We start from the raw sequence: 16,167 nt of genomic DNA on the forward strand, positions 1-16,167 counted from the left end.
ATTCCCCCATAAACTTCTATTTTGAGTTTACAAAAGCAGCTCTATTTTTCCAGAAATAATCCCATCCTGAAATAACAGTAAAGATTAATGCAATCCATATGAAGATATCCGCAACTGGAATATGGATTAAATTTAAAGGTACATCGTGTAATAAATATGCTGCAATCGCAATAATTTGTGTCCATGTCTTAATTTTTCCTAGCTGGTTTGCTGCAACTACTTCCCCTGTTCCAGCAAGTACAAGACGTAAACCAGTTACCGCAAACTCACGACTGATAATTACAATAACAATCCAAGCCGGTACATATTGCATCTCTACCAATGTAATAAGTGCTGCCGAAACAAGTAATTTATCAGCTAATGGGTCAAGAAACTTCCCTAAATTCGTTACAAGATTATATTTTCTTGCGTAATGTCCATCAATCCAATCTGTAGCTGAAGCAATGATAAAGATAAGTGCCCCCACTAAATGTTGAATCGGTAAATCAACATCACCAATTTTGTATGAACCCCAGTCAAAGGGTGCTAACATAATTACCATAAAAATTGGAATTAAGAAGATTCTAGATATTGTAATTTTATTTGGTAAATTCACAGCTATTCCTCCATCATATCAAAAACATTTGTTCATCGAAAAAAAGTCATCGAAGCGATGACTGTTATTGTGCAGGTTGCTCTATCCCTTGGTTTTTTATCACCAATCTTTGGTGAAGTTCTTTTTCTGGATCCAATGGATAAGCGACCACTTGGCCATTCAGTTTAACTTCAACATTCGTTGCATTTCCAATATTAAGTCGCACTTCTTTTAATGTTGATACATCACGTTTTTCTATTTGGCCCTCTTGTACTGTAGCGTTTAGAATCACATTCCCAGCATCATCTTTAACATCTACATAACTCGCACCTTTACCCGATAATTCCAGTTCTAATGTTTTATTATTATGAATTTCCAAAGTAGATACCTTTCCAGTTGTTCCAACTACTTTCACTTCTTGCTGTCCAGTTGGTTGTGCTGGTTGCTCCTCTTTCTTTGGTTCTTCTTTCTTTGGTTCCTCTTTTTTTGGCTCTTCCGCTTTCACTTCATCTTTCTTCGTATCTAACGGAGAATCTTTCGCTTTTTGAACTTCAATTTTCTCACTTTGAGCGCTCGGAACTTTTTCATCATCTTTTCCAGTTAACGCTTGAAACACAAACCAGATTACCACTCCAACTGCGATTACTAACAGCGCAACTAAGATTTTCGGCATGTGATCTGCAATTGGCCATGATGAAGATTTTTGCATTGTTTCTTGTGTTTTTTGTCCCGTTGATACTTGTGGAACTTCACGCTTTTCAGATTGTGGTATCGTACTCTGATGTTCTACGAGCAGTTCCTCTCCATTTAATCCAACCGCATCTGCGTATTGTTTAATGAATGCACGCGCATAAAAAGCTCCTGGCAATACATCATAATTGCCTTCTTCAATTGCCACTAAATGGCGTTTTTGAATTTTTGTAATCTCATGCAGCTGATCAATAGACAAGCCTTTCGCTTCTCTTGCTTCTTTCAGCTTTTGTCCCAATTCCGTCACTACTAACACCTCAATATTTCTTTAAAAGTCAAACATAGAGAAATTATTTTGCGTACCTTGCTCAATTTCATCTACTAAATTATATTGAATTTCTTCATCATAATCGTTACGCAACTCGATAATATAATCAAAATCATCCAATGTGTATTCTGACTGACTCACAAATACATCAGGATGTTCCACAACTTTCGTTGCAGGCAATCTCATAATTTCACGAACGAGCTGCCAATGTCTTTCGTTAGCACGCTTCGTTGACACAATTCCATCTAGGATGAAAATATTGTCATCGCTATACTCATCTTCAATTAATTGACTACGAACAGTTTGCTTAATAAGAGTAGATGATACAAATAACCACCTTTTATTTGCACAAACACTTGCAGCAACAATGGATTCTGTTTTTCCGACACGAGGCATTCCGCGTATCCCAATTAGTTTATGGCCTTCTTTTTTCATAATTTCTGCCATAAAGTCTACAAGTAAGCCTAATTCATCACGCACAAATCGAAATGTTTTCTTATCATCTGCATCTCGTTGTATGTACCTACCATGCCTAACCGCTAGCTTATCTCTTAGCTTGGGCGGACGATATTTCGTTACCGTTATGTTATCCATCGTATTTAAAATTGATTCAAGTCTAGAGATTTGCTCTTGATTATCACACATAAGAAGTAACCCACGTCGTGCATTATCTACACCATTAATTGTGACAATATTAATGCCGAGCATACCGATTAACGAAGAAACGTCACCAAGCAAGCCAGGTCGGTTTTTATGTATTTCATATTCAAAATACCATTCAATCATCCAAGATCACTCCCCTTGCTTACTTTACACCTACGTACTATATTATATGATTTCACCTTAATAGGGAAGCTAAATGTATAATCTACCCTGTGTAATTATTATACAAAAAAAGTAGAGAGGAGAATCTCCTCTCTACTTTTACTTATGTTGTACGAACTTAACCATTAAATTTGCAATTGTATGTTGCTCCTGTTCATCAGCAACTTTCCAAAGCTCAGCTAATAATTTCTCTTGGTCATTGCGTCCTTCTACTTCATTAGCAAGATAGTCGCCAACACGAAACGCCATATCTGATACCGCACCGCCATCTAAACCTTTGTCTTGTGCTTGCTCTAAACGTTCTCCTAAAAAGCTCTTCCACTGATCAAAATTATCTAATACTGACATAATTAAGCACCTCACTATTGAGTAATAAAATCATCCTTAATTTGTGCAACTATTCATTTTTTATGTAAGAATTTTTTAGCAGTGCCAACCGCCATTCACTCCGATAATTTGTCCAGTTATGTAAGACGCTCCTGGTGATACGAGGAATGAAACTGTTTTCGCTACTTCTTCTGGTAATCCTATTCTACCTAATGGTATATCTTCAGCAATTCCCATTTTATCTTCTTCAGAAAAAACACTTAACATTTCCGTTTCAATTGCTCCTGGTGCTACTGCATTCACACGTAATCCACTTAAAGAAACTTCTTTCGCTAAAGCTTTCACATATGAATTTTGTGCCCCTTTTACCATTGAATAAAGCACTTCACAAGAAGCCCCTATTTGTCCCCATATAGATGAAACAATTACAATATTACCACTTCTTCTCCCGATCATAGGCGGAAGTGCCATAGAAAGTAATTTATATACGTTCTTCACTTGAAGTTCTACCATATAATCCAATTCATCGTTTGTTACATCTGTTACTAGTCCAAAAATACTCTTCCCAGCTGCGTATACAATAACATCAATAGGATGTTCAATTTGTCCCCACAATTGCTCTGCTCCATCACTAGAAGCTAAATTCGCTTGAACAGGGATAACTTCTCCCCATGCCTTCTGCAATTCCAATACCTTTTCTTCACTGTTATTGTAATGAACATAAACTGTATATCCATCTTGAATTAATTGTTTCGAAATAGCAGAGCCAATTCCTCCGCTCCCTCCAGTTACTAACGCATACTTTTTCATAAAGTCCCTCTCTTATCTCTACAAGTTCAATTTTCACATAACTAAATAATACCCTCATCTTACAATTTTTCAATGATAAGATGAGGGTATCTTTTTAATTTTATTTTTTCGGTAACACCTGACAAATACTCATTTTGTCTTCTGATAACAATAATTTCGCTACTTCTTGTAAGTCTTGAACGGTTAGTCCTTCTAATACAGTCAATGCGTCAAATAGGCTAGATTCATTAAACGCGTATCGTGTAAATTGATTTGCAATATATTCTGGTGAATTCAACGAGCGTAAAAAACCACCAATTTTCTTTTTCTTCACTCGTTCTAATGCCGCCGCATCTAATTGATCATAATCTGTTTTTAATAAAATATCTTTTAAACGATTTGCCAATTCATCAGGTTGTTTCGTATCACCGCCAACCATTGCAAAACCGAAGTTATTTTCTTCTGTATAGTCATACGAGAATGAATCATCAATAAGCCCTTCATTATATAAAGTTTCGTAATGAACAGAACTTTTTCCAAATAAATAATCTAAGAGTAACGTAAGCGCAATTTCTTGTTTTAAAAGCGCTTGCCCCTTTTCCTTTAAATTAGTCGCTTTAATACCAACTAAACATTTCGGTGTTTGCACAGGCATTGAAATAATTTTTTTCTTTTCATTTACCTCATTTGGTTCTTTTTCAAATGAACGCACAATTTCTGGCTGGTTTTTATAATCTTTTTTCGCTTGATTTTCACGTACTAAATCCATTGTTTTCTCTGGATCAATTGCACCCACAACAAATAATAACATATTGCTCGGATGATAAAATGTTTCATAACATTCATACAATAAATCTTTCGTAATTTTACTAATAGATTCGATTGTCCCTGCAATATCAATTTTAATTGGGTGTTTTACAAACAAGCTATCAATTAACCCGAAGTACAAACGCCAATCTGGGTTATCTTGATACATTTGAATTTCTTGCCCAATTATCCCCTTCTCTTTTTCAACCGTTTTTTCAGAGAAATAAGGCTCTTGCACGAAGTTTAGCAATGTATTTAAATTTCGTTCTACGTTTGAAGTACATGAAAAAAGGTAAGCTGTTCGTGTAAAGGATGTAAAAGCATTTGCCGATGCTCCTTGTTTACTAAACAATTGGAAAGCATCGTGATCTTCTTTTTCAAATAATTTATGCTCAAGAAAATGTGCAATTCCATCAGGCACACGAATCATTTCTTCTTTCCCTAATGGTACAAATGTATTATCTACAGAACCATATTTCGTCGTAAACGTCGCAAATGTTTTATTAAATCCTTGTTTCGGTAAAACATATACATCTAATCCATTAGGAAGTTTTTCATAATAGAGTGTTTCTTTTAATTGCTCATAAACAATTTTCTCCATTTACTCTCCCTCCGTTCCTTGTAAAAAGTAAATTGTATCTAGTTCAATATTTTTAGCAACTTTTACAATTTCTTCTTTCGTCACACTTTCTATACCTGTAAGCCATTCTTCAACTGGACGTGTACGATCTGAAATAATACCATGATATAGCATTTCTACAAAGCCACGTGGTGTATCAATTGCCTCTAATATTTGATTTTGGATGACACTTTTTGTTTGATGTATTTCTTCTTCAGAAAACTCTCCGTTTTGCATCGCAAGCATTTGTTCTTTAATAATCTCAACTGCTTTTTCATAATTTTTCGCTTCGATTCCTGACATAACAAATAATAAACCTTTATGACTTTCAAAGCGCGATGCTGCATAGTACGCTAAACTATTTTTTTCACGCACATTTACGAATAACTTCGAATGAGAAAAGCCACCAAACAATCCATTGAACAATTGCAATGCAAAATAATCTTCATCTTTATATGTGACAAATGTACGATAACCGATGTGTAATTTACTTTGTTTTAATTCTTGTTTTTCAACAACTTCTTTTTCTTCATTATTTCGTCTATGAAGGAGTACATTTCTTTCTCTCACTGGACGAGTTGAAATAGAAAAATACTTACTTACAAGATCAACGGCGTTTTCTGAAATATCACCAATAATATATAGATCCATTTCATCTTCCGCTAACACCTTTTGATAATATTGATACAAACTTTCATTTGTAATAGACATAACACTCTCTTTTTTTCCATTTGCACTTAAACGATACGGTTCTACTTTGCACATTTCTTCAATTAAACGCTCGTTTGCATAACGCATTTTATCATCATAAGTAGCTTCAATTCTCTGTAACAGTGCTCTTTTTTCACTTTCTACGATAGAAGATAGGAAACCGTTCCCCTCCGTTGCTGGATGTAACACAATATCTGACAACATAGAAAGCGCTTTTTCAAATAACGGTGGTGCATCATGTAAATAAACTTCATTTGCAATGTCTACATAAATGGAGATAATATGGTCTTCCCCTTTTTTACTTACATCTACCGCTAAAGAAGATCCGTATAATTCTTCTAAATATTGACGAAGACGAATTACAGAAGGTAATTTTTCTGTCGCACTTTGCAATACGTATGGCAATAGGGCACGCTCTGTCACCGTCTCCTCATTTAAAGGCGCTTTAAAACGAAATACAAAGGTATTCGTTTTATATTTATCAGTCGGAATAATATGTACGCGCAAACCACCTAACTCATGTAGTTGTTGTTCCATTAGTTTCATTTATAGCCCTCCTTTACGTATATAGGAATATTCCTCTTCAATATACAGTTTTTAGAAATAAAAAATCAACTTTTCTCCCTTATTATGCTTACATATGATTCTTTCTAAAAACTTTAATATGTAAGGAACATAGTAAAATTCCGTATTAAATATATTCTATGTAAAAAAGCCCACACTAATGTGCGAGCTTTTTTATACTTATAAAATACTTATCGTTTTCCTTTTTCATAAGGAGTTCCTAATGCTTTAGGAGCTTCAGAACGACCTACAAAACCGACAAGCGCTAATATTGTGAATACATATGGTAATATCGTTAATAAAACACTTGGAATTTGGTCTAATACAGGGATTGTTCCGCCCGTTACACTTAGAGATTGCGCAAAACCAAAGAATAGAGCTGCACCTAGTGCGCCTAGTGGATTCCACTTTCCAAAAATCATAGCAGCTAAAGCTAAGAAACCTTGTCCTGTAATAGTTGCCCCTGAGAAGTTATTAGAAATTGACATTGCAAAAATCGCTCCACCAATTCCAGCAAACACTCCTGAAATACAGACTCCAATATAGCGCATTTTATATACGTTAATCCCCATCGTATCCGCTGCCATTGGGTGTTCACCAACAGCACGTAGACGAAGACCGAACGGTGTTTTATAAATAACATACCAAACAACGAATGCTAAAATAATGGCAATATATGACGTTATTGGTACGTTCGAGAAAAATATTTTCCCTAAAACCGGAATATCCGAAAGGCCTGGAATATCAATCTTTTCAATACGATACTGAATAAAGTCAGTCTGCCCTTTATCAAAAATCTTCTTAATTGCAAATACTGTTAAACCAAGAGATAAGAAGTTAATGGCTACACCACTTACAACTTGATCTGCTCGGAATGTAATAGAAGCTACCGCATGAAGTAATGCAAATAATCCACTACCAATTGCCGCAAATAGTAACGCAATCCACGGAGTCATCGTTCCCCAAGTATCACCCATTAATAAGTTTGTAACGACTCCAATAAATGCACCAAATAGCATTAGTCCTTCTAATCCGATATTTACAACACCCGATCGTTCACTAAATACACCACCTAGTGCTGTGAAAATGATAGGTGCCGATGTATATAACGTACCCGTCACAAGAATGGCTAATATATCTAAAAAGCTCATTTATTTCCCCTCCTTGCTCATGCGTGTAAGCGCCCATCTTAACACATAACTACATGCAACAAAGAAGATGATACATGCAATAATTACATTAATAAGCTCTGACGGTACATCTGCCTCAAAGTTCATTTGAGGGGAAGCACTTTTCAAACCACCAAATAATAAAGCTGAAAGGATTATACCAAACGGATTATTCCCTCCAAGTAATGCTACGGCAATCCCATCAAATCCTACTCCTGTAAACGAAGACATCGCTGTCATACTCTGGAATGTCCCTAATCCTTCCATCGCTCCACCAATCCCCGCAAATGCACCAGCAATTGTCATGGAGAATACTACATTACGAGAAACTTTCATACCTGCATATTGAGAAGCATGCTGATTAAATCCTACTGACTTTAATTCGTAACCTAAAGTTGTTCGATCTAATAAGAACCACATTAAAATAGCGATTAAAATTGCTACAATAATTCCCCAGTGTAGACGTGAACCATCAGTAATAGAAGCAAGCCAGTCTGAAGATAGTGACGCACTCTCTTTAATATCATACGTTTTGTCATTACCCGCATGTAAGAAACGCTTAATGATGTCATACGTTACATACAACGCGATATAGTTCATCATAATAGTTACAATAACTTCATTCACTTGAAACTTCCCTTTTAAATATCCCGGAATGAAGCCCCAAATTCCGCCCACCAATGCTGCAAATAAAATAGATAATGGAATATGAAGGAAAGCTGGTAGTGAGACTGCATAACCGAACCAAACCGCTGCAAGCCAACCAACTAACAATTGACCCTCTACCCCGATATTAAATAAACCTGTACGAAATGCAAACGCCACCGATAAGCCAGCAAGAATAAGCGGTATCATTGTACGAAGCGTTTCACCAATCGCACTTGCGCTGCCGAACATTCCTGTCCAAAGTGCACTATAACCAACAATTGGATCATAGCCACTAACTAGCATTACAATCGCTCCTACAAGTAAGCCGAAAATAACGGATAGTACTGGGACTAAAATATTTATCGTTCGTTCTGTTAAAAGCTTTTTAGCCATTTGTACCCACCTGCTCCTTCTTTGTTCCTCCAGCCATTAACAATCCAAGCTGTTGTTCATTCGTTTCTTTCGCATCAACTATTGCTACAATTTCCCCTTCATAAATAACAGCAATTCGATCGCTAACATTTAAGATTTCATCTAACTCTAATGATAAAAGTAATACACCTTTTCCTTTATCCCTTTGCTCTATTAATCTCTTATGAATAAATTCAATTGCTCCTACATCTAAACCACGTGTTGGCTGTGCCGCAATTAATAAATCTGGATTTCGGTCTACTTCACGTGCAATAATTGCTTTTTGTTGATTCCCCCCAGATAGAGCGCGTGCTAACGTTTGCTCACTAGGTGTACGCACATCAAACTGTTCAATAAGAGCCTTTGCTTTTTCTGTAATTTTGCTGAAATTTAAAATCCCTTTCTTTGAAAATGGATTTTTATAATACGTTTGCAGAACTATATTATCTCTAACAGAAAAATCAAGAACGAGTCCGTGTTTATGACGATCTTCTGGAATATGACCAATTCCTTCTTCTGTTATTCTTCTAACAGGCCAATTTGTTATTTCTTTTCCTTTAATTGCAATAGAACCTGACTCAACTTTTCGTAAACCAGTAATTGCTTCTATTAATTCACTTTGTCCGTTTCCATCAATCCCTGCAATCCCAACAATTTCCCCCGCACGAACAGTTAAGTCAAGGCCTTTTACAGCAGGTAGTTGACGTGCATCGTGAACAACAAGGTTTGCAATTGAAAGTACCTCTTCTTTTGGCTTCGCGTCTATTTTTTCTGTTTTAAAATTCACTTGACGTCCGACCATTAATTCTGCAAGTTTATTTTCATCCGTATTTGCAACGTCAACCGTTCCAATCCCTTTTCCTTTACGAATAATCGTACAACGATCGCAAACTTCCATAATTTCTTTCAACTTATGTGTAATAAGAACAATAGATTTTCCTTCTTGCACAAGCTTTTTCATAATTTGAATTAGCTCATGAATTTCTTGCGGTGTTAACACAGCTGTTGGTTCATCAAATATTAAAATTTCTGCACCGCGGTAAAGAGTTTTCAAAATCTCAACACGCTGCTGCATACCAACTGAAATATCCTGTATTTTCGCATATGGATCTACAGATAAACCGTATTGTTCAGACAGTTTTTGAATTTCTTTAGCAGCTTCCTCAACAGCAATTTTCCCTTTTTTCTTCGGTTCATTTCCGAGAATAATATTCTCTGTAACTGTAAAATTATGAACAAGCATAAAGTGTTGATGGACCATTCCAATACCAAGGTCATTTGCTATATTCGGATTTGTGATTTTTACAGGTTTACCTTTAATTTTAATTTCACCCTGCTCTGGTTGGTACAAACCAAATAGTACATTCATTAATGTGGATTTCCCTGCACCATTTTCTCCAAGTAAAGCATGTATCTCACCCTGCTTTACTTGCAGCGTAATATCATCATTCGCTACAATGCCTGGGAATACTTTCGTAATGTTATTCATCTCAATTACGTATTCCATTGTGTTCCTCCTTTTAACAGGGAACATTCCCTATTACACTATTAACTTATTAAGCAATTCGGAAGTTTTATACATACAAAGGTTAGTTCTATGAACTAACCTTTGCTATTTCTCTATTTATTTTTTTAGAGAAGCTTCGTATTCTTTATACTCTTTATCTGTAGCTGGCACTTTAATTTCACCGGCTGTAATTTTCTTTTCAAGCTCTTCTACTTTTGTTAAAATTTCAGGGTTAACTTTTTTCACGTTATCAGTTGTTTTTGAAATACCAATACCGTCATCTTTTAAGCCAAACTCTTCAATTTTTCCACCTTTTAAATTCCCATCTTTTGCTTCTTTAGCTACTTTTTCTACTGCTACATCAACACGTTTAATCATTGAAGTTAATGTTACATTTTCAGGCATACCTTCTTGATGTTGGTCACGGTCAACACCGATTACCCAAACATTTTCACCTTTTTTCTTACGGTTTTTCGCTTCTGTGAACACACCGTTACCTGTACCACCAGCAGCATGATAAATTACGTCTACGCCTTGACCATACATTGCTGAAGCAAGAACTGTACCTTTTTCAGGCTTATCGAATGCTTCTGCATATTCAGATACGATTTCAATGTTTGGATTTACTGCCTTTGCACCAGCTTTAAATCCATTTTCAAATTTACTAATTAAATCACTTTTCATTCCACCAACAAATCCTACTTTATTCGATTTTGTTGACATAGCTGCTACCGCACCTACAAGGAATGATCCTTCATGATCTTTAAACGTAATGCTCGTTACGTTCGGTGCATCTACAACAGTATCTACGATTGCAAATTGTTGTTTTGAAGATTCTTTTGCTACTTCTTTAATTGCACCTTCTAATTTATAACCAATTCCGAATGTTAAATCATATTTATCTTTTGAGAATTTTTTTAAATTCGGAATATAATCAGCTTCTTTTTCAGACTGAAGGTAACGATAATTTGTCTTTTCTTTTAAACCATTATCTTTACCAAACTTTTGTAACCCTTCCCAAGAAGATTGGTTAAATGACTTATCATCAACGCCCCCAACATCCGTTACAAGACCAACCTTGAAATCTTTATTGTCTTTCGTGTCTTTCTTGTCACTGCTCGCCTTATCCGAGTTACCACATGCACCTAAAACTGTACTTGCTGCTAAAGTTAATGATAATAAAAGGCCTGCTTTTTTCTTCATACTAGAAACCCCTCCAAAAATGATATATATTTATTTATTCTTACGCTGCTGTTCCTTACTTCTTGCTGTCACCTCCCTAAAAAGGAATTTACCTACATACGCTTTCTTAATACGTGGAAGCTAAATTTATCAGCTCTAAAGTAATTGATAGAATATAAGATTGGCTCATCATTTTGATCATAGTGCATTTGTTTTAATACAAGCAGTGCTGTTTCAGGCTCACATTCTAAAATTGGTGAGATTTTAGGGTGATAGCCAATTGGCTCAATGTGAGCAACCGCATATGTTATGCGCTTATGCGTGTTATTATGTATCACCGTTAATAATGATTCCTCATTGTAACCCGATAAGTCTGGCAATATTTCTTTTGCAAGTTTATCGATACAATACACAACAGGTTCCCCATCTGCTGTACGCACGCGTTCAATCATCACTGCATTAAAACCATCTTCACTATTAAACTTCTCTTTTTCCTCTTCTGTTAAAGTTGTAGTAGATGATGATAAAAAGATTGTTCCTGGTGTTTTCCCCACACTAGAAATCATATCTGTAATACTAGAAAGTTGTTCTATTCCAGAAGAAAATAATGGCTTTGCATTTACAAATGTCCCTACACCATGTCTACGAATGACAACATTTTCTTCTTCTAAAATACGCAACGCTTCCCTTAAAGTCGCTCTACTTACGCCAAGTTCTTTCGCTAAATCAAACTCTGATGGTAACTTTTGTCGTTCTTTATAAGCGCCATCTTTAATTTTTTCTTTGATGTGATCAATCACCCGTAGATATAGGTGACGACTATCAGATTTTACTGACATAAGACTCCCCCGCATTTCAATTATTCGACCTCTGATGTAAGACTTCTTTTCTCTTTTTTCAACTTACAACATAGTACAAATGACTAAACACCAAAATAAGTGTAATTGTCGAATAAATAATAATAATTTTTTAAAATAAAATTTTCACTCTTTATTGCATAAAAAAAACTTTGCACCATAAACATTCCTCATTTCGAGAAAAAGTTCGGCACAAAGATCCTTTACATCCTTTGTTACACACTTTTCCCCTCATAGTCTAGCAATTCATGGTTGCCAGGTAGAAACTTATGGACCTTATCTCCAAGATTATATGAGGCAGTGATTCTTTTCGAAGTAATCTTACCACTTGCTCTCATACGTGTCAACAAAATCTAACATTTTTCTGCATTAAATATCGAACATTTACATAAAACATACTAAAAGTATTCGTATTCTAAAGGGCACCCCTAAATGTAAGCCCTTTCTTTATCGCTGAGTATAGTATATAACAAAAACACTATATAAAAAAGCCTAATTGTAAAAACAATTAGGCTTTTTTTAAGAACTTTTTTCTTGTACATCATTAATGAGTACTTCCCTCGGTTTACTCCCTTCATACGGACCTACTACACCATTCATTTCCATTGCATCAATTAGGCGAGCAGCTCGCGTATAACCTACTCTAAACCTACGTTGTAACATAGAAACAGATGCTGTTTGCATTTCCACTACAAGTTGAACCGCTTCATCATATAATTCATCTTCTACTTCCTGCTTCGTATCAGGAACATCTTGCGGAATCATATCTTCTTGATATTGTGCTTTTTGCTGTCCAATAACATATTCTACAACTCTCTCAACTTCATCATCTGATAGAAATGCGCCTTGTACACGTACAGGTTTCGATGCACCAATTGGTATAAACAGCATGTCTCCACGACCTAGTAGCTTCTCTGCACCACCACCGTCAAGAATTGTACGAGAATCTGTTTGAGAAGATACAGCGAATGCAATACGTGATGGAATATTTGCTTTAATAACACCCGTAATAACGTCAACTGACGGACGTTGCGTTGCAATAATTAAATGAATACCAGCAGCACGAGCCATTTGCGCTAGACGCATAATCGCATCCTCTACATCAGACGAAGCAACCATCATTAAATCTGCTAACTCGTCCACAATTACTACAATATAAGGTAATTCGGGTTGTTTCGCTTCTGATTGACTATTATGCTCTTTTATATAATCGTTGTATCCTTCAATGTTACGTGTACCACTATGAGCAAACAATTCATAACGACGTTCCATTTCACTCACAACTTTTTTCAATGCTTGCGATGCTTTTTTCGGATCAGTTACAACTGGCGTTAACAAATGAGGCACACCGTTATATACATTTAGCTCTACCATTTTCGGGTCAATCATCATTAATTTTACTTCATGTGGTTTTGCACGCATTAAAATACTAACAATAATACCGTTAATACATACACTTTTCCCGCTACCTGTCGCACCAGCTACGAGTAAATGAGGCATTTTATTTAGACGGGCTAATACAGCTTCACCTGTAATATCTCGGCCAAGACCAATTAACAACTTCTCTTCCGGATGATTATTAGCCTTAGAGTCAAGAACTTCCCTCAGCGTTACCATCGAAACCTCTGAGTTTGGAACTTCGATCCCTACAGCTGATTTCCCGGGAATTGGCGCTTCAATACGAATGTCCTTTGCAGCTAAAGCAAGGGCTAAATCATCACTTAAACTGACAATTTTGCTTACCTTTACCCCCATATCAGGATACACTTCATATTTTGTAACTGCAGGACCTCTATGCACTTTTGTTACTTTCGCTTTCACTCCAAAACTTTGGAATGTACGTTCTAATTTACGAGCATTCTCATAAATTTCCGCATTTTCATTTGTAACTTGCTTATTTTTTGGAAATTTTAATATATCAAGTGAAGGAAGCTTGTAATCTTTATTTTCTACATTTGAAAATTGCATAGGAGGTGCTTGCGCTTCACTCTCTAACGATTCAACAATTTTTTCTCCACGCTTTTTCTTTGGTTCTTCAATTGGCGGAGTCTCTTCAATAAACGGTGAAGTGATCAACTCTTCTTGCTCTACTTCGATTCGTTTATCCTCTTCTTCATTTACAGGATAATTCTCAGTGAAATTCGAAATAATCGGAGGATCAATTGAGATTTCTTCCATCGGCTCAATAATTTCTTCTTGTTCTGCAGCACGTTTGCTTCTTGTGCTTCTTGTTGTTTTTTTCTTTTCTGTTTGTTCAGCCGTTCTTTTGGCTCTCCAATCTTTATAATCCCCTTGCATCACTTGAAACTGACTTCTAAGAATTCTACCAACTGGAGCTAACACTTCTCCAATATGCTTATTTGTTATACAAAGTATACCGAGAATAACTAGAATAATACCAATGATATAAGCTCCTACTTCGTCAAATAAGAAGTAACATGTTGCGAACATAAGCGCACCAAACATACCACCACCTAAATGAACGCTATCTGGCCCCTTTTTCATTTCAAGAAAGAAGTTATCTTTCGTACTCACAATAACAGAAGTATTTTGCACTGCTCCATCTTTTGTAAGAAGGTTAAATAATGTAATATGACTAAACATTAATATCGCCAATACAATTAAATAAAATCCAATTAATCGTTTATTTAAAAGGTTCGGCCATCCGCGTTTTATAACAAAGGAAACCGATAAAGCTATTACACCTAACACACCAATTATGTACCACTCACCAAAGAAGAAGCGAAAAAATAACACAAACGATTTCCCTACAACACCTAGCTGTAAAATCGTAATGATTGAAAGTGCAAAAAGAGTTAAACCGACGATTTCATAATACAAAGTTGGCTTTATCGTACGTCTTGCCTTTGCCTTCGTCCCTCTTTGCTTTTGTTTTGCCATTTCTTCACCTCGTGTTCTACATATAAGTAAAGCTCCCTTCAAAATGCTCTATTTATATGTCTGTTTTCTCTATTTTTCAGGTCTTTATATCTTCTATTTTTACACTTCTTGTAAAATGCTAAATAAACAGAAGAAAGCAGCCTACTCATGGCTGCTCAACCGTCTTGTTTTTTATATTATACCATAGCTTCTAAACAAAATCCTTCTTTTTGCTAAAAGGTTATTTTCTGACCGGGCTCAAACTCTAAATAGTGAAGTGGGTCCGTACTTAGCACACGTACAATAGAATAACATCCATGTTCCTCTTCAGAAACCATTAATTCCACACCATTTATATTTACAACTTTTTGACTTTCACATTGTGAATAATCGACCGGATACACAAGTTGCTCTGGCATAATTGTATATAAAATCATTGTAGCATTGTCCCTTCTGTACTATCTTCCGCACGAACATCTATTAATTCGTTTAATTTTCGAATCGCATTTCCAATACCGCCGACATCATCTATAAGACCGTACTTTACTGCATCTCCACCAATTACATTCGTCCCAATATCTCGCGTTAAATTTCCTTTCGCAAACATAAGCTCTTTAAAACGATCTTCTGTTACTTTCGAGTGCTTCGTCACAAAACGAATGACTCTTTCTTGCATCTTATCCAAATACTCAAATGTTTGTGGCACACCTATGACAAGACCTGTTAAACGAATTGGATGAATTGTCATCGTCGCAGTTTCCGCAATAAACGAATAGTCAGTAGAAACAGCAATCGGTACACCGATGGAATGTCCCCCACCTAAAACTAGAGATACTGTTGGTTTTGAAAGTGAAGCTACCATTTCAGAAATTGCTAGCCCAGCTTCAACGTCACCTCCAACTGTATTTAATATTAAAAGCAAACCTTCAATTTTCGGATTTTGTTCAATCGCAACAATTTGCGGAATGATATGCTCATATTTTGTTGTTTTATTTTGCGGTGGTAATTGAACATGACCTTCCACTTGTCCGATAATCGTTAAACAATGAATACGTGATTCATTCATCTGTGGTACATTTGTCTGTCCAAGCTGTTGAATTTTTTCAACTATTGAAGCCTCTTTTCCAGCTTCTTTTGGCTCAGCTTCTTTTTCTTCATTTGTATATCCATCACGTTCTGTCATTTCGCATCCCCTTTCACTCGTATATAACTATTATTTCTTAAGTTATAAATTTCATTCGATAGGGTTAAAAAGAAAAAAGATCACCCATAAGGGTGA

The 16,167-nt window shown here is 35.9% G+C and carries 15 protein-coding genes and 1 riboswitch; all 15 genes read right to left on the reverse strand.

Annotated features, from left to right (window positions below):
• Positions 1-16: 16 nt before the first annotated feature.
• The 15 genes from pgsA to tepA all read right to left on the reverse strand — a co-directional run bounded on the left by pgsA (position 17) and on the right by tepA (position 16,071).
• Entirely contained in the window at positions 17-595 is a 579-nt protein-coding gene (gene pgsA, locus NST90_RS17720) for a CDP-diacylglycerol--glycerol-3-phosphate 3-phosphatidyltransferase (RefSeq protein WP_001052967.1), read from the reverse strand.
• Between the two features lie 64 nt (positions 596-659).
• The gene (locus NST90_RS17725) at positions 660-1,571 is read right to left on the reverse strand and encodes a RodZ domain-containing protein (protein ID WP_000137461.1); all 912 of its coding nucleotides are present in this window, start codon (positions 1,569-1,571) and stop codon (positions 660-662) included.
• A 21-nt stretch (positions 1,572-1,592) separates the two neighbouring features.
• Complete coding sequence (locus NST90_RS17730; protein ID WP_000574107.1) at positions 1,593-2,378, reverse strand: DUF3388 domain-containing protein; 786 nt, start codon at positions 2,376-2,378, stop codon at positions 1,593-1,595.
• A 138-nt stretch (positions 2,379-2,516) separates the two neighbouring features.
• A complete protein-coding gene (locus tag NST90_RS17735) occupies positions 2,517-2,765 on the reverse strand; it encodes a DUF3243 domain-containing protein (RefSeq protein WP_000114450.1) in 249 nt (82 codons plus the stop codon).
• Positions 2,766-2,840: 75 nt separating this feature from the next.
• Positions 2,841-3,554 (reverse strand): SDR family oxidoreductase, encoded by a 714-nt coding sequence (locus NST90_RS17740; RefSeq protein ID WP_000759604.1) that lies wholly within the window; start codon positions 3,552-3,554, stop codon positions 2,841-2,843.
• Between the two features lie 100 nt (positions 3,555-3,654).
• Positions 3,655-4,941: a pitrilysin family protein gene (locus tag NST90_RS17745; RefSeq protein WP_000411980.1), complete on the reverse strand. Its 1,287-nt coding sequence runs from the start codon at positions 4,939-4,941 to the stop codon at positions 3,655-3,657.
• Positions 4,942-6,216: a pitrilysin family protein gene (locus NST90_RS17750; protein ID WP_000772418.1), complete on the reverse strand. Its 1,275-nt coding sequence runs from the start codon at positions 6,214-6,216 to the stop codon at positions 4,942-4,944. It lies immediately after the preceding gene.
• Between the two features lie 209 nt (positions 6,217-6,425).
• Positions 6,426-7,385 (reverse strand): ABC transporter permease, encoded by a 960-nt coding sequence (locus tag NST90_RS17755; RefSeq protein ID WP_000008857.1) that lies wholly within the window; start codon positions 7,383-7,385, stop codon positions 6,426-6,428.
• Complete coding sequence (locus tag NST90_RS17760; RefSeq protein ID WP_001085254.1) at positions 7,386-8,444, reverse strand: ABC transporter permease; 1,059 nt, start codon at positions 8,442-8,444, stop codon at positions 7,386-7,388. It lies immediately after the preceding gene.
• On the reverse strand, positions 8,437-9,969 hold the full coding sequence (locus tag NST90_RS17765; protein ID WP_000456914.1) for an ABC transporter ATP-binding protein: 1,533 nt from the start codon (positions 9,967-9,969) through the stop codon (positions 8,437-8,439). Before NST90_RS17765 ends, NST90_RS17760 begins: the two co-directional genes overlap by 8 nt.
• Positions 9,970-10,086: 117 nt before the next feature.
• Positions 10,087-11,172 carry a BMP family ABC transporter substrate-binding protein gene (locus NST90_RS17770; RefSeq protein ID WP_000725771.1) on the reverse strand — a complete coding sequence of 362 codons (1,086 nt, stop codon included), beginning with the start codon at positions 11,170-11,172 and terminating at the stop codon, positions 10,087-10,089.
• 92 nt (positions 11,173-11,264) lie between these two features.
• The gene (locus NST90_RS17775) at positions 11,265-11,990 is read right to left on the reverse strand and encodes a GntR family transcriptional regulator (RefSeq protein WP_000114182.1); all 726 of its coding nucleotides are present in this window, start codon (positions 11,988-11,990) and stop codon (positions 11,265-11,267) included.
• Between the two features lie 232 nt (positions 11,991-12,222).
• Positions 12,223-12,324, reverse strand: a riboswitch (purine riboswitch).
• Between the two features lie 203 nt (positions 12,325-12,527).
• The gene (locus tag NST90_RS17780; RefSeq protein WP_001118782.1) at positions 12,528-14,909 is read right to left on the reverse strand and encodes a DNA translocase FtsK; all 2,382 of its coding nucleotides are present in this window, start codon (positions 14,907-14,909) and stop codon (positions 12,528-12,530) included.
• A 212-nt stretch (positions 14,910-15,121) separates the two neighbouring features.
• Complete coding sequence (locus tag NST90_RS17785; RefSeq protein ID WP_000605036.1) at positions 15,122-15,325, reverse strand: YlzJ-like family protein; 204 nt, start codon at positions 15,323-15,325, stop codon at positions 15,122-15,124.
• Entirely contained in the window at positions 15,322-16,071 is a 750-nt protein-coding gene (gene tepA, locus NST90_RS17790) for a translocation-enhancing protein TepA (protein WP_283748070.1), read from the reverse strand. Before tepA ends, NST90_RS17785 begins: the two co-directional genes overlap by 4 nt.
• Positions 16,072-16,167: the final 96 nt, after the last annotated feature.

Origin of the sequence: Bacillus sp. FSL E2-8900, from assembly GCF_037966225.1 — a bacterium.
Taxonomy (GTDB): domain Bacteria; phylum Bacillota; class Bacilli; order Bacillales; family Bacillaceae_G; genus Bacillus_A; species Bacillus_A cereus.

Bases quoted from the DNA above. Each gene is read 5' to 3' on its own strand.
- NST90_RS17730 (WP_000574107.1), bottom strand. From the start codon at position 2,378: ATGATTGAATGGTATTTTGAATATGAAATACATAAAAACCGACCTGGC.
- NST90_RS17735 (WP_000114450.1), bottom strand. From the start codon at position 2,765: ATGTCAGTATTAGATAATTTTGATCAGTGGAAGAGCTTTTTAGGAGAA.
- NST90_RS17740 (WP_000759604.1), bottom strand. From the start codon at position 3,554: ATGAAAAAGTATGCGTTAGTAACTGGAGGGAGCGGAGGAATTGGCTCT.
- NST90_RS17745 (WP_000411980.1), bottom strand. From the start codon at position 4,941: ATGGAGAAAATTGTTTATGAGCAATTAAAAGAAACACTCTATTATGAA.
- NST90_RS17750 (WP_000772418.1), bottom strand. From the start codon at position 6,216: ATGAAACTAATGGAACAACAACTACATGAGTTAGGTGGTTTGCGCGTA.
- NST90_RS17755 (WP_000008857.1), bottom strand. From the start codon at position 7,385: ATGAGCTTTTTAGATATATTAGCCATTCTTGTGACGGGTACGTTATAT.
- NST90_RS17760 (WP_001085254.1), bottom strand. From the start codon at position 8,444: ATGGCTAAAAAGCTTTTAACAGAACGAACGATAAATATTTTAGTCCCA.
- NST90_RS17765 (WP_000456914.1), bottom strand. From the start codon at position 9,969: ATGGAATACGTAATTGAGATGAATAACATTACGAAAGTATTCCCAGGC.
- NST90_RS17770 (WP_000725771.1), bottom strand. From the start codon at position 11,172: ATGAAGAAAAAAGCAGGCCTTTTATTATCATTAACTTTAGCAGCAAGT.
- NST90_RS17775 (WP_000114182.1), bottom strand. From the start codon at position 11,990: ATGTCAGTAAAATCTGATAGTCGTCACCTATATCTACGGGTGATTGAT.
- NST90_RS17780 (WP_001118782.1), bottom strand. From the start codon at position 14,909: ATGGCAAAACAAAAGCAAAGAGGGACGAAGGCAAAGGCAAGACGTACG.
- NST90_RS17785 (WP_000605036.1), bottom strand. From the start codon at position 15,325: ATGATTTTATATACAATTATGCCAGAGCAACTTGTGTATCCGGTCGAT.
- tepA (WP_283748070.1), bottom strand. From the start codon at position 16,071: ATGACAGAACGTGATGGATATACAAATGAAGAAAAAGAAGCTGAGCCA.